The following is a 13,881-nucleotide window of genomic DNA, read 5'->3' as shown; positions in this document are numbered from 1 at the left end:
GCGAAAAAATCGACTTATGGTTCTTTGAAGTGCACCGCCCCGGGCGCAAGATCGCGGCCATTCCGAACAGGAGTCCGTCATGTCGATCAAACGCCTGCTTGCCACGCTGCTGGCCACCGCCGCGCTCGCCGGGGCCGCCCATGCGCACGCCCCCGAGGGCACGGTCAGACCCAATTTCGCGCACGCGCTCCCCAACGTTCCGGGCAAGTCGCTCGTGGCGGTGGAGGTGAGCTATCCGCCGGGTGGGGCCTCCGCACCGCACCGCCACGCCCATTCCGCCTTCATCTATGCCTACGTGGTCTCCGGCGAAATCCAGAGCCAGGTCGACGACGGTGCCGCGCGGATCTACCGGGCCGGCGAGTCCTTCTACGAGGCGCCGGGCGCCCATCACCGGATCAGCCGCAACGCCAGCAAGACCCAGCCCGCCAAGCTGCTTGCCGTGTTCGTCGTCGACACCGGCGAGCAACCCCTCACCACCCCCGACAAATAGGTATCGCTATGTCTCCCCGCATCGATTACACGCACGTCGCGCCGGCCGGCGCCAAGGCGCTCGGCGCTGTGTACGGCTACGTCATGCAGTCCGGCCTGGATCCGGTCCTGGTGGATCTGGTCTACCTGCGCGTGAGCCAGATCAACGGCTGCGCCTACTGCCTGGACATGCACACGCGCGACCTCGTGAAGAAAGGTGTCGCCATCGACAAGCTCGCGCTCGTGCAAGCCTGGCGCGAGGCCGGCAAGGTCTTCAGCGAACGCGAGAAAGCGGCTCTGGCCTGGGCCGAAACGGTGACCCGCGTGGCGCAGACCGGCGTGCCCGAAGGCGATTTCCAGACCGCCTCGGCCGTCTTCAGCGAAAAGGAACTGGTCGACCTGACGTTCGCCATCGGCCTGATGAATACCTACAACCGCCTGGCCATCAGCTTCCGCAACACGCCAGAGGCGGCGCTGCGCGCGGAAGACTGAAACGCGGAGAACACCTCATGTCCATCCCCCAGATTCCTGGTATCCGTATTCCCGACAGCATGATGGTCCGGGAGGCGACGGAACTCGTTCGCGATACGGAGAGTGAACTGCTGTTCCTGCACTCGATGCGCGTCTACGCCTGGGGCGCACTGGCGGGCGAGCGCCTGGGCCTGGTCTTCGATCCGGAACTGCTCTACGTCGGCGCGATGTTCCACGACCTCGGCCTAACCGAGCGCTTCCGCGGCAGCGCCCTGCGCTTCGAAGTCGACGGTGCCAACGCGGCGCGCGACTTCCTGCGCACCCACCGCCTGCCCGAGTACGAGATCGACAAGGTGTGGAGCGCCATCGCACTCCACACCACGCCAGGCATCCCGCAGTTTATGCATGCAGAGGCCACGCTGCTGCACATGGCGACAGGGATGGACGTGGCCGGTCGCGCCTACGACCAGTTCACCGACGCCGAGCGGGACGCCGTGACCGCGGCCTGGCCACGCGCGAACGACTTCAAGCACGCCATCATCGACACATTCTACGAGGGCCTGAAGCACCGACCGGACAGCACCTTCGGCACGTTCAACGATGACTTCCTGGCCTTCAAGGATCCCACGTTCCAGCGCGTGGACCTGTGCAGCGTCATCCTGCGTTCGCCATGGGCGCACTAGAGCATCCGCCGCCTGCTGGCCTGTATAAGCCCCCCGCGTTCACGGCCCAGCCGAATGCCTTCGTCTGGCAAAGCCTTCGGCCGGGCGCGTCCCAAGGAGAAGAACCCATGCCTTCCCGTACGTTTCTCATCACCGGCGCCAGCAAGGGCATCGGCCGCGCCTTGTCCGAGCGGCTCGCCCGGGCCGGTCACCACATCGTTGGCGTCGCGCGCCAGGGTGATGCGAACTTCCCCGGCGAGCTGGTCGCGCTCGATCTGGCCGACCGCGACGCCACCGACCGGACCCTGCGCGACCTGAACGCGCGCCATGCTTTCGACGGCGTGGTCAACAACGTTGCGCTCGTGCGTCCGCAGCGCATCGGCGACATCGACCTCGACGATCTCGATGCGACGCTCGCCCTCAACCTCCACCCGGCGGTCCAGGCCGTGCAGGCGTTGCTCCCGGGCATGCGCGAGCGCGGCTGGGGCCGGATCGTCAACATCTCCAGCCTCACCATCCTGGGCATGATCGAGCGCACCGCCTACGCGGCCGCCAAGAGCGCCATGGTGAGCTTCACCCGCTCATGGGGGCTGGAGTTGGCGCGCACCGGCATCACCGTCAACGCGGTAGCACCGGGCCCGACCGAGACCGTGCTATTCCGTGAGAACAATCCGCCTGGCAGCGAGGGTGAAAAGCGATACCTCGCCTCCGTTCCGATGAACCGCTTCGGCAAGCCTGAGGAACTGGCGGCGGCGATCGCCTTTTTCCTGTCGGAGGAGGCAAGCTTCATTACGGGGCAGACGCTCCACGTCGATGGCGGTGCCTCGATCGGCAAGCTGCCGTTCTGACCTAGCTGCCTGACCTCCGCATCAGGGCACGGGTTCGCGTGTCCCTGGCGGCTGGAAGGGGCGGGATGTCCGCTTCTGGCCCAGGCTGTGTGAAAACTCTCTGAGTCGATAGACTTGTCCCACCGCGCCGACGAGAGTTGCCGATGGGACGTTTTGTTGAAGGTGAAGATCGCTCGCAGAGCACCTTGCTTCCCGAGCGCCTCGACGACTACGTGACGGAAGACAACCCCGTGAGGGTGGTGGACGTCTTCGTCGACAACCTCGATCTGACCGCGCTGGGGTTTGAGCGAGCGATTGCACAGGCCACTGGTCGTCCGGGCTATCACCCGGCCACGCTGTTGAAGATCTACATCTACGGCTACCTCAATCGCGTGCAGTCGAGCCGGCGTCTGGAGCGCGAGGCGCAGCGGAACATTGAGCTGATGTGGTTGACCGGTCGACTGTCGCCGGACTTCAAGACGATCGCCGATTTCCGCAGGGACAATGGTGCGGCGATCCGCCGGGTCTGCCGCGAGTTCGTGGTGTTGTGTAGGCGGCTGGATCTGTTTTCGCAGGCGCTGGTAGCCATTGATGGCAGCAAGTTCAAGGCGGTCAACAATCGCGACCGGAACTACACCCGCGCCAAGGTGCAGCGCCGGATCGAGCAGATCGAAGAGAGCGTGGCGCGATATCTGTCGGAACTGGACAGCGCGGATCGCCAGGGTGCAGCCCCGGTCGCCGAAGCGCACACGACGCGACTTCACGAAAAGGTCGAGAAGTTGCAGTCGGAGATGCAGCGCATGCAGGCGTTAGCCAAAGAAGTCGAGGCCGCCCCTGACCAGCAGATCTCGCTGACCGACCCGGATGCACGATCCATGGCGACCAGCGGCAAGGGTACCGGCACCGTCGGCTACAACGTACAGACGGCGGTCGATGCGCAGCACCACCTGATCGTCGACCATCAGGTCACCAACATCGGTAACGATCGCAGCCAACTGGCGGCCATGGCAAAGCGTGCGCGCACCGCAATGCAGGCCGAACACATTGAGGTTGTCGCTGATCGTGGTTACTTCAGCGGGGAAGAAATCGTGGCGTGCGAGGAAGTCGGCATCACCGCCTACGTCCCTCGTCCGCAGACCTCCAACAACCAGGCCAAGGGCCTGTTCGGCAAGCGGGACTTCGTCTATCTGCCCGAGACCGACTCTTACCGTTGCCCGGCCGGACAGTCGCTGATCTGGCGTTTCAGCACGGTCGAAAAGGGATTGACGCTGCATTGCTACTGGAGCTCTGCGTGCAAGGCCTGCCCGCTCAAGACGCAGTGCACCTCTTCGCCGCAACGACGCGTCAAACGCTGGGAGCATGAAGCCGTAATCGACGCGATGCAGCAGCGTCTGGATCAGGATCCAGACAAGATGCGCATCCGACGGCAGACGGTCGAACACCCCTTCGGCACCCTGAAGGCCTGGATGGGGTCGACGCACTTCCTGATGCGTACGCTCAACCACGTCAGCACAGAGATGAGCCTGCACGTGCTCGCCTACAACCTCAAACGCGTGATGAAAATCTTGGGCATCGCACCGCTGATGCAGACGATGTGCGCCTGAAGGCGCTTTGCACCCGAAATACCTCCGCCAAGGGGCGCGATGGCGATCTTCGGTCTCGATCAGTTGCTCCGAAATTCAAGAGGCGAAGTCTTCGCGGCGGCGTCTGTAGGTGATTGCAAGCGGCCAGCAAACCGCTCGGCGCAGCCATTACGCCATCATTTGCAGCGCGCACGCGTTTTCACACAGCCTGGGCCGATAGCCGCCGCGCGAACCCGGCAATCAGCATGGCAGCCCGCTAATCTCGACCCTGCGGGTCACGACGAGCCCCGCGACGCCTTTCATCAGCGCGCTGCGAGCAAACGCAGATACAGCATCTCGAACGCCCGCGCGGTGTGATCCGCATCCTCACGCACCGCGCGGCACTGCGCGGCGGCGGCCAGTTGCAGGCGCAGCGCTTCGTCGGTCAGCACGCGGCTGATGGCGCTGGCCAGCGCGGCCCAGTCGCCGACCGGCACGGCCAGCGCGGCCGCAGGCGTCCATTCGGCCAGGTGACCGACGGCGGTGCCGACCGTGGGCACACCGGCCACCGCCGCTTCGAGCAGTACCAGCGGGCCGGCTTCGTGCAGCGAGGACAGCACCAGCAGGTCGGCAGCGGCCATCAGCGGGCGCAGTTCGCGCTGGGTCTTGAAGCCGTGGAAATGGACCTGCTCCTGCAGCCCGAGCCGGCAGGCCAGTTGCTCCATCTCGCCGTGCAGCGTGTCGACGCCGACGATGTCCATGTGGAAATCCAGACCCGCCTTGGCCAGCGCGGCCAGCGCGCGCAGCAGGGTCGGCTGGTCCTTGACCCGGTTGAGGCTGGCGACGTGGATCAGCCGCGCCGGCCCCGCGCTGCGCGCGTGCGGCGCCAGCGGTGGCCAGCCGCGCAGGTCGACGCCCAGCGGCACGCGCCGGGCCTTGAGGCCGAGCGCGGCCAGCGCGTCGATGATCGGCGTGCTGGCTGCGGTGATCGCGTCGGCGCCGCGCAACACCACCGCTTCGCGCAGCCGCCCTTTCCATTTGAGCCGGCCGCCGTAGCCGATCGCGCGCAGCGCCACCAGCTCGCCGCCGGCGACGTGCACCAGGCTCGGCCGGCGCAGCGATTTCGCCGCGGCCACCGCCACCAAACTGCACGAGCCGGAGAAGATCGCCTGCACCAGATCGAACGGCGCGCGGCGATGCTCGGCGCGGATCGCCGCGATCGCGCGCAGCCGGGTCCAGCCCTCGCCGATGTTGTGCACGGTGGCGCCGACCAGTTCCCAGCGTGCCGCTGCGGCCTCCTGCTGCAGCGCGAACACGTGCACTTCATGCGCGCGCGCCAGCCGCCCGATCAGCGCCAGCAGCACCGGGATCACGCGGAACTCGCCGCTGCGGTCCACTCCGCCCGGCACCACCAGCGCGAGTTTCATCCCGGCCTCCACAGCCGGTCGGCGCGCACCTGCGCGTAGGCATCGGCCCAACGGCGACCCAGCGCGGCGAACGACAGCGCGGCCTCGAAATGCGCGCGCACCTGTGCCGGCGACGGCCGCTGCGCCGCCATCGCCACCAGCACCTCGGCCAGCGCCGCGGCGTCGCCGCAGGGCCACAGGCGGCCGATGCGACCCTGGTCGGTCAGCGCGCGGAACGCGGGGATATCGGTGACCACCGGCGCCACGCCGCAGGCCAGCGTCTCCAGCAGCGCGTAGCCGCAGCCCTCGGCATGGCTGCCGGCGACGAACAGGTCCGCCGCGCGCATCAGGGTTTCGACCCGCGCGTGCGCCACCTTGCCGAGCAGATGCACGCGCCCGGCCAGCCGCGGATCGTGCGCGATGCGCTGCTGCACCACGTCGAGCAACGGCGCCTTGCCGAACACGCACCACAGCTGCAGTCCGGGCAACTGCGGTACGGCCTGCGCCACGCCGTCGAGCACCGCCAGCGGGTCCTTGTTGGAGTTCAGGTGACCGACCCACAGCACGCAGGGATCGCCGCGCAAGCCGGTTTCGACGCGCGCGCGGGCGCGATCGCCCGGCGTGAAACGGCTGCTGGATTCGGGGATCGAAAACAGCCGCGTGCGCGGCGCGAACAGGCCGGCGCGGGTGAACGGCTGCGCCATCTCGGTGGCGGTGAAGGCGATGCCGGCGGCGGCGGCGTACCAGCGTCGCCACCACGGCCGCCGCCAGCGATGCGGCGGGCGGTCGGCGTGGTCCTGGATCACGATCGGCAGCTGTGGCAGCCAGCGCGCCAGCGCGAACGCATCCGCGGCGAAGCCCAGGCTGTGTACGTGCAGCACCTCGGGGCGCAGCTCGTCCAGCACATCGGCGAGACGACGCGTGCGTTGCACGCCGGGCAGCGCGACGAAGCGGTAGTCGATGCCGTTGCGCAGCACCCGCTCCGGGCGCGCCGCCAGCTGGATCACCGACACGCGGGTGCCGGCGCTGGCCGTCGCCTCGGCCACGTCGGCCAGCGTGGGCCACTGCTCGAACACGTCGGCCGCGGCGAAGTTCGCCGGCGCGGGCAGGAAGTTGATCTGCGCCACGTGCATGGCCGGCCTCCGCGCCTACAGGCCCGACACCTGCGGCATGCGCAGGCGCACCAGTCGGTTCGCCAGCTGCAGTTCCCACGGCCGGTCGTAGCGGCGGAAGCGGTAACGCCAGCTGGCCAGCGCGCTCAGGTTGCGCTTGGCCCATGGCGGCGCGCGCAGGTCCTGCACCGTGGGGTAGCGGCAGCGCAGCACGGTGACGAAGTCGTTGATGCGCTGGCGCAGCTTGTCGGTGAGCCAGGGCGCGTCGACGTGGCAGGCGTAGTGCACCCAGCGCGGCTCGGTCCACTCGTCCGGCGTGCGCGGGAACACTACCGGCGCGCCGTCGAGGTCGCGCAGAGGCGCGCCCGGCCGCTTGCGGCGGTCCTGCTCGTGGCGGCTGTGCTCCGGCAGCGGGGTGTAGACGTAGATGACGATCTCGGTCTGCGGGTTGATCCGCTTCAGCTCGCGGATGAACTCGAAGGTGCGCTCGGTTTCTTCCTCGGTGTGCTCCGGCGGCGCCACCATGAACGACAGCTCGGGGATCACCCCGTAGCGGCGGCACTGCTCGACCACCGCCAGGGTCTGGTCCGGCCGCGTGCCCTTGCGGATGTCGTGCAGCATCTGGCCGCTGGGCGATTCGGCGCCGATGTAGGCCATGCGCAGCCGGCTCTTGCGCACCAGCTCCCACGAGCGCTCGGACAGGTTCAGCAGCGCGTCGGCACGGGCGAAGCACCACCACGGCAATTCGAAGCGGGCCATCACCTCGAGCAGCGGCACCATGTCCGCCTCGCGGTCGAAGAAGTTGTGGTCGAAGTACTGCACCGAATCGGCGCCCAGCGTGTGCTTGAGGTAGCCGAGCTCGCGTTCGAGCCGCGCGGCGGCCGGCAGGAAGGTGGCGCCGCCGAACATCGCGGCGACGCCGCAGAAGGTGCAGTGGTAGCGGCAGCCGATCGCCGCCTGGTGCGCCACGGTGCGCTCGCCGAGGTAGGTGCGCGCCAGGTAGCGGCGCGGGTCGCCGAGCTTGTCGTACGGCAGCAGCCCGGCGGGGTCGTGGCGCATGATGCGGCGGGCCGGGTTGTGCACCACCGTGCCGGCGTTTTTCCAGGACAGCCCGGCGATCTGCTCCAGCGCCGGGCCGCCACTGCCGCTCAGCGTGGCGACCAGTTCCGACAAGGTGTCCTCGCCCTGCGCGCGCACCGCGTAGTCGACGTAGGGCGCGGCCAGCGTGGCGTCGGTGTGCAGCGTGGGGAAGTAGCCGCCCCAGATGATCGGCAGCGTCGGCTGGCGTGCGCGGATCGCTTTGGACACGGCGATCGCCGGCGCCACCTGCGGGCCACCCATCACGCCGATGCCGACCGCGTCGTAGCGCTCGCTTTCGATCGCGCGCAGGGTGTCGGCGACGAAGTCGCGGTCGACGTTGCCATCGATGATGCGGCTCTCGCCGTTGCGGTCCAGCTCCGCGGCCAGGTGCAGCAGCGCCAGCGGGAAGCGCGCGCTGTGGCGCGAGGTGATGGTGGGGTTGATCAGCAAGGTGCGCGGAGCGGTCATGGCAGGGCCTGCAGGCAAGCGGCGTCAGGGCGCCCGGCGCAGCTGGAACACCAGCGCGACGGGCACCTCCAGCGCCATGCGGTCGAAATGCGCGCCGGCGGGGATGTCGGCGGGGTCGAGCATCGGTTCCAGCACGCGCTCGATGCGCAGCCCGAGCGCGGCGCAGGCGGCGTGCCAGTGGCTGTACAGGTGCTGGGTATGCCGCACGGCGTAGCGGCGGCCGCCGGACTTGAAGTCGCGCCGCCAGCCGAGCGCGTGGCCGATCGGGTGCACGTCGCTGCACAACACGGTGCCGCCGGGCCGGGTCACCCGGCGCAGCTCGGCCAGCGACTGCGCCAGGTCATCGAGGTGTCCGACGACCAGCCCGCACACGCTCAGGTCCGCCCGCGCATCCGGCAGCGGCAATGCCGCCAGGCTGCCCTGCACCAGCGCGACCGGCGCGTCGGCATGCAGCGCCTCCAGTTCGGCGCCGGCGCGCGCCAGCATGTGCGGCGACAGATCCACGCCGGTCACGCGTGCCGCGCCGCGGCGCAGCGCATGCAGCATGTAGCGTCCGCTGCCGCAACCGACGTCGAGCACGGCCTGCCCGTGCAGCGCGTCCGGCATCAGCCGGAGCAGCGCGCGCTCCTCGGCCTGCATCACCGGATTGTGCGCATGCGCCGGATAGCTGGTCGCCCACAGCATGTAGGCCTCGCGCGGTTCGAGCAGCGGCGGGCGGGCCATCACCGGCACCCGGCTTCGGCGGTGGCGTCGCCTGCGTGTGCGTGGCGCCCGGCGAGAAGTTCGAGCCCCGGTTCGAGCGCGAGCAGCGCCGGCTCGGCCAGCGCCGCGGCGAGCAGCTTCGGCTTGCCGTCCAGCATCACCGGCACCGCGTCCACGCCGGCGGCGGCGAACCAGTCGGCGAAATCCGGATCGGCGATGCGCGGCACGCCGTCGCGCACCACCGCGCGCAACTCGCTGCGGCGGATGCCGGCCAGGCTGCTCGCCGGATCACCGCCGCGGTCCGCGACGATCACCAGGTCCGCCCGCGCGCCGGGCGCGAGGCTGCCGCGCCCGGGTAGCCGCAGGATGCGCGCGGCAGCGACGCTGGCCAGTTCCAGCAGCGCTGCCGGATCGAGCTCGCCGCGCTCGACCACCCCGCGCATCTCGTCGAGCAGGTCGCGCGCGCCGCTGAGCCGCGAGTCGCTGCCCAGCGCCAGCCGCCCGGCCGCGTGCAGCCGCCGCGGATCGAGCGTGCGCCCGAGCAGGTTGCGGTTGCTGGTCGGACACCACACCACCGCCGCGCCGCTGGCGATCACCCGATCGACGTCGCGTTCGCGCAGGCCCACGCCATGGACCAGCACGCTGTTCGCCGCCAGGCAGCCCAGCCGATCGAGCTGATCGAGTTCCGCCTGCGCGGTGGCGTCGGTGCCTTCGGCCAGGTGGATCAGCCACGGGCGATCGGCCGGCGTGGCGGCAAAGCTTGGCTGCACCGGCGGCCCGTAATCGGGCCAGCCCAGCGCGTAGCTCCAGCCGTAGTCGCGCAGCAGCGCCACCGGGAAATCCGTTGCGTCGAGCGCTGCATGCCACGGGTCGTGATGCGCCACGCAGGTGACGCCGGCAAGCAGGTTCTTCAGCGCGCCGTGGCGCAGCCGCAGTTCTTTCGACACCTGCAGCGCGGCGACGACGGCCGGTTCGGCGAAGTGCGCCTGGAACGCCGCGATCCAGGCGTAACTGTCGGGAAACGGCGCGCCGCTGCGCAGCGGCGGCACGGCGTTGACGTGCAGATGCTCGTGCGCGTTGATCAGGCCGGGGAAGATCAGGTGGTCGCGCAGGTCGATGCGCCACGCCCGCGCGGCCAGCGAGGCGCCGATGCGCCCGGCGCGGATCGGCAGCGGCGCGCGCGAGGTGCCGGCCGGCGTGACCGTCGCCCCGCGGCACAGGCTGACATCCAGCGCGGCCTGCAACACGTCCATCGTCAGCGCCGCCGCATCACGATCAGGAAGTGGTCGCCCATGTCGCGCAGCAGCGGCAGCGCGCCGAAGCGGTCGTCGAGCCGGCCCAGCCACTCGCACCAGCGGCGGTGGCGGCGGTAGTAGTCCACCAGGTAGGGCGGCGGCATGAACAGGCCGAGCGCGCGGTAGCCGGCCAGCGTGAAGTGCGCGGCGAAGGCGCGGTAGAACTCGCGCGGCAGGTAGTAGCAGGTCCAGATCGTGTGGCGGTTCATGCCCACCGGCGTGGCGCCGCGCGCGGCGCGCACGCCGGCGCGCCGGAAGCGGCCGCGCAGCGCGTAGTGGCCCAGTTCCCACGGGCAGATCCGGCCCATCACCGAGAACACCAGCCGGCCGCCGGGGCGCAGCAGGCGCGCGCATTCGGCCGCCACGCCGCCGAGATCCGGCGCGCAGTTCAGCGGGCCGAAGTCCGAGTAGATGCCGTCGAACGCGTCGTCGAGCCGGTCGAGCTGCTGGATGCCCAGATGGATCGCGCTGACGCGCGACGGCAGCTCCGCGGCGGCGGCGCGCGCGCGGGTGCGCTCGACCATCTGCGGCGACCAGTCGCTGGCGACGACCTGGTGGCCGCGCCGCGCGAACTCGATGGCGTCGATGCCGGTACCGCAGCCCAGGTCGAGCAGGCGCGAGGCGGTCGGGAACTGGTCCTGCATGGTGTTCCACAGGGTCAGGCGCATGCGCTGGATCAGTTCGTTGTTGCCGCGCGGACCGTCGTAGTCCACGGCGACGCTGTCGAAGGCGCGCTGCGTGTCGAGCAGTTGCGCCTGGTCCAGCGACATGCCGACGCCTTCGAGTTTGTGCTGCCCGTTCATGCCCATCCGCGTTTCGCTGCTGCCAACCTTCCCGGTGAGTGCCGGCCCGGACTGCTTTGGTTGAATGCCCGACCGGTGCGGACTAACCCCGCGACCGCCGCGCGACGTCCCTGGCCAGGGCCGCGGACGAGCCCAGGAAAATCCCCAGCAGCAGGCCGATGCCCCAGGTCAGCTCGGGATTCGGAAACGCCTGCCGCTCGGGCACATAGGCCGGCCACACCATCGAGGTGTCGTAGGTGTAGGCGGGGCCGAGGCGCTCGACGAGATCGCCCCGCGCCTGGCGCAGGCTGCGGATCTCCTCGTTCTTGCCGGCCAGCAGCAGGCTGGCCAGCATCGGATTCGCCACGTCCTGGCCACCGGCCTCGCGCCGGTTCCCCGCGGCGGCAGCCTGCTGGTAGCGGGCGCGGTCGGCCTCGGCGCTCTGCAGGTCGGCCTCGAGCTGCGCCAGCCGTGCGTGCGCCGCCTTCAGCGGCGCCTCTTCCAGCTCGCGGTGGACCGCCCGCAGCCGGGCGACCGTGGCCGCGGCCAGTGCGCCGGCCTGCTCACGGGAGTAGGCGCGCACGGTCAGCTTGACCAGCGAGCCCGCGTACAGCATCGGCTCCAGTTTCAGGCTGTTGCGGTAAAGCCGGGCCACCGCCGAGGTCTTCGCATAGCCGGCGCTGGCCAGCACCTCGTTCTTGAACGGCACCAGCTGCAGCCGCTCGGTCACGCGTTGCAGCGGCTCGACTTTCGGATCCTGGCCCGGCGGCACCAGCCCGACCTGCGCGATCTGGATCCAGGCAGTCGCTTCCCACTGGCGCTTCGCCAGGTGCGCGAAGGCCCAGGTGCAGGCCAGCGTCAGCACCAGCACCAGCACGAACCACAGCCATTCGCGGGTGAAGATCCGCCACAGGTCGATCAGATAGATTTCATCGCGTTCCATGGTTCGGCACTCGCTGGAAAGAGGGTGAAGACGGATCGGGGGCGGCCGACGTCCGTCGGTTCGGCAGCCAGCTGGCCAGCACCGGCAGCAGCAGGCAGATGCCGATGAAGCCGGCATTGGTCCAGGTGAAGGCCTGCGGCGCGAACGGCGACATCACGCAGACATAGGAGACGCGCAGGAACATCAGCAGGGAAAACAGCGGCACCGCCGGACGCAGGCGCTGCACGCTCCACAGCAGCATCGCGTACAGCGCGAGCAGCGCCAGCGCAGCACCGACCGGGCCGAACGCCATCAGGAAGGGGAAGAGCTCGGTGCCCACGTTGATGTTCGACGCATCCAGCGGGATGCCCGTGCCCGCCGTCGCCACCGAACCGCGCAGCGGCACCAGCTGGTTGATCAGGAAGTCGGGGTTGAGATAGCCCTTGGCCAGGATCGAGCTGAAGTTGTACGGCCCGGCGCTGGCGTACAGCAGCAGCCATTTGATGCCCTGCGGCGCGGCGTGGTACGTCGCGCTGAACGGCAGCGTGACGTACTCCAGCGGCCCCGAACGCAGCAGGCCGAGGATCGAGAAGATGCCGCCGGCGGCGAACGCCAGGCCAAGCAGGGTCTTCCACGGCAGCGGCCTGGCCTCGTCGCGGCGCAGCACCAGCACCAGCGCGAACGAGAAGAAGGTGGCGAACAGCCGGTTGCGGTCGATCACCAGCACCGGGAACGCGAAGCCGATGGCGATCAGCGCGACGCGCAGCCGCCGGCTGCGCGTGCACAGCAAGCCGATCGGCGGCAGCACCCAGCACATGTCCGAGACGTGCCGCACGTGCGCGCGGCCGCCGTCCATCACCGCATAGGCCGATGGCTTGTCGAACAGCGGGATCGGGAACAGCGTGAGGTCGAGCACGCAGAACAGCACGATCAGCCCGGCCAGGATCAGCGCGAGGAACGCCTCGCGGGTGCCGGCGTAGCGGCGTGCGCGGAATTGCGCGAACGGCGGCAGCCGCACGCCGGTCTGCACGTCGAACAGGATGATCGCCGCGGCGAGCACGCTCAGCAGCAGCAGGCCCTGCAGGTAGTCGACCGGCAGGTCGTAGGTGAACCAGGTCAGCGCGCAGGCGAACAGCAGCGGCAGGCCGAGCCAGGTCGAAGGGAGCCGCAGCAGCCGTTTCATGCGCCCTCCGCGCCGCGGCCCGCCGGTGACGGCCGGGCCCGGGCCGCCACGACCAGCGACAGGTAGGCCGCCAGGTGCAGCAGCAGCGGCCCCGGCTTGTGTTCCAGGAAGGAGATCTTGGCGCCGATGTAGTGCGACTGCGCGTGCAGCAGGGTGCGGTACGGCTCGTCGAACAGGCCGGCCCGGCGCAGCGCGATGTGGCGCGACTCGGCGAGGTTGCCCAGGCGCGTCTCCCGGTGCCGCGTGCGGCTCAGGTTGGCGTCGTGCATGCGGTAGGCGCAGACGCTGACGTCGACGAAGCCGAGCGCGTCGCGCGCGGCCAGGCGCAGGAACAGGTCCCAGTCCTCGATGCGCAGCCCTTCGCTCCAGCGGTCGACGGTGTCGAGCGCGCTCTTGCGGATCAGCGCGACCGGCCCGCCGATGGCCCACTGCCGGATCACCGCGCGGCGGATGCCATCGTCGGAGCGGTACAGGCTCTTGTCGGCGCCGTGCAGGTCGCACATGCCGCTGTCGTGCAGTTTGCGGTCGTTCTGGTCGACCACCACCGAATCGCCGATCACCGCACCCTTGTCCGGGTGTTCCTGCAGGTAGCGGACCTGGGCGTCGAGGCCGCCGGGCAGCAGGTAGTCGTCGCTGGCGCCGGGGCGCAGGAACTCGCCGTTGGCGCGCGCCGCCAGCTCGTTGAGGGTCGCCGCGATGCCGCGGTTCTCCCGCTGCACGTACTCGATCGGGATGTCCATGCAGTGCGTGGCCACCCAGTCGGCGATCCGCGCGCCGGTGCGGTCGGTCGAGCCGTCGTCGATGATGATCAGCTCCTTGGCCGGATACGGGTCCTCCAGCACGCTGTCCAGGCAGCGCCGCACGAAGCGCTCGTGGTTGAACGCCGGGATCAGCACCGAGACCAGCGGCGCCGCCGTGCCTTTGGATACGTCGAAGGCCAT

14 protein-coding genes are annotated in these 13,881 nt (G+C 69.7%); 5 read left to right on the top strand and 9 right to left on the bottom strand.

Annotated features, from left to right (window positions below; translation table 11 throughout):
- The first annotated feature begins 79 nt into the window (after positions 1 to 79).
- From R5H19_RS07370 to R5H19_RS07350, 5 genes are all read left to right on the top strand, one after another.
- Positions 80 to 490 (top strand): cupin domain-containing protein, encoded by a 411-nt coding sequence (locus R5H19_RS07370; protein ID WP_318158342.1) that lies wholly within the window; start codon positions 80 to 82, stop codon positions 488 to 490.
- Positions 491 to 498: 8 nt separating this feature from the next.
- A complete protein-coding gene (locus R5H19_RS07365; protein ID WP_318158340.1) occupies positions 499 to 960 on the top strand; it encodes a carboxymuconolactone decarboxylase family protein in 462 nt (153 codons plus the stop codon).
- Positions 961 to 977: 17 nt separating this feature from the next.
- Positions 978 to 1,622 carry an HD domain-containing protein gene (locus tag R5H19_RS07360; RefSeq protein ID WP_318158339.1) on the top strand — a complete coding sequence of 215 codons (645 nt, stop codon included), beginning with the start codon at positions 978 to 980 and terminating at the stop codon, positions 1,620 to 1,622.
- Positions 1,623 to 1,729: 107 nt separating this feature from the next.
- On the top strand, positions 1,730 to 2,449 hold the full coding sequence (locus R5H19_RS07355; RefSeq protein WP_318158338.1) for an SDR family oxidoreductase: 720 nt from the start codon (positions 1,730 to 1,732) through the stop codon (positions 2,447 to 2,449).
- A 143-nt stretch (positions 2,450 to 2,592) separates the two neighbouring features.
- Entirely contained in the window at positions 2,593 to 4,032 is a 1,440-nt protein-coding gene (locus R5H19_RS07350; RefSeq protein WP_318157052.1) for an IS1182 family transposase, read from the top strand.
- Positions 4,033 to 4,313: 281 nt separating this feature from the next.
- Here the strand turns inward: R5H19_RS07350 and R5H19_RS07345 are convergent, their stop codons facing one another.
- The 9 genes from R5H19_RS07345 to R5H19_RS07305 all read right to left on the bottom strand — a co-directional run bounded on the left by R5H19_RS07345 (position 4,314) and on the right by R5H19_RS07305 (position 13,881).
- Entirely contained in the window at positions 4,314 to 5,417 is a 1,104-nt protein-coding gene (locus R5H19_RS07345) for a glycosyltransferase family 4 protein (RefSeq protein WP_318158337.1), read from the bottom strand.
- Positions 5,414 to 6,529 (bottom strand): glycosyltransferase family 4 protein, encoded by a 1,116-nt coding sequence (locus R5H19_RS07340; protein WP_318158336.1) that lies wholly within the window; start codon positions 6,527 to 6,529, stop codon positions 5,414 to 5,416. The genes R5H19_RS07345 and R5H19_RS07340 overlap by 4 nt, the downstream gene beginning before the upstream one ends.
- Positions 6,530 to 6,544: 15 nt before the next feature.
- Complete coding sequence (locus R5H19_RS07335; protein WP_318158335.1) at positions 6,545 to 8,056, bottom strand: cobalamin-dependent protein; 1,512 nt, start codon at positions 8,054 to 8,056, stop codon at positions 6,545 to 6,547.
- 24 nt (positions 8,057 to 8,080) lie between these two features.
- Positions 8,081 to 8,779, bottom strand: coding sequence for a class I SAM-dependent methyltransferase (locus tag R5H19_RS07330; protein WP_318158334.1), 699 nt, complete (start codon positions 8,777 to 8,779; stop codon positions 8,081 to 8,083).
- Positions 8,779 to 10,011: an amidohydrolase family protein gene (locus R5H19_RS07325; RefSeq protein WP_318158333.1), complete on the bottom strand. Its 1,233-nt coding sequence runs from the start codon at positions 10,009 to 10,011 to the stop codon at positions 8,779 to 8,781. Before R5H19_RS07325 ends, R5H19_RS07330 begins: the two co-directional genes overlap by 1 nt.
- A 2-nt stretch (positions 10,012 to 10,013) precedes the next feature.
- Positions 10,014 to 10,856, bottom strand: coding sequence for a class I SAM-dependent methyltransferase (locus R5H19_RS07320; RefSeq protein WP_318158332.1), 843 nt, complete (start codon positions 10,854 to 10,856; stop codon positions 10,014 to 10,016).
- Positions 10,857 to 10,938: 82 nt separating this feature from the next.
- On the bottom strand, positions 10,939 to 11,778 hold the full coding sequence (locus R5H19_RS07315) for a Wzz/FepE/Etk N-terminal domain-containing protein (RefSeq protein ID WP_318158331.1): 840 nt from the start codon (positions 11,776 to 11,778) through the stop codon (positions 10,939 to 10,941).
- Positions 11,765 to 12,940: a hypothetical protein gene (locus R5H19_RS07310; RefSeq protein ID WP_318158330.1), complete on the bottom strand. Its 1,176-nt coding sequence runs from the start codon at positions 12,938 to 12,940 to the stop codon at positions 11,765 to 11,767. Before R5H19_RS07310 ends, R5H19_RS07315 begins: the two co-directional genes overlap by 14 nt.
- Complete coding sequence (locus R5H19_RS07305) at positions 12,937 to 13,881, bottom strand: glycosyltransferase (protein WP_318158329.1); 945 nt, start codon at positions 13,879 to 13,881, stop codon at positions 12,937 to 12,939. The genes R5H19_RS07310 and R5H19_RS07305 overlap by 4 nt, the downstream gene beginning before the upstream one ends.

It is taken from the genome of Rhodanobacter sp. KK11 (genome assembly GCF_033345435.1).
Classification (GTDB): Bacteria; Pseudomonadota; Gammaproteobacteria; order Xanthomonadales; family Rhodanobacteraceae; genus Rhodanobacter.
Note: the sequence above shows the minus strand (reverse complement) of the source record. Positions and strands in the feature narration are given on the sequence as shown.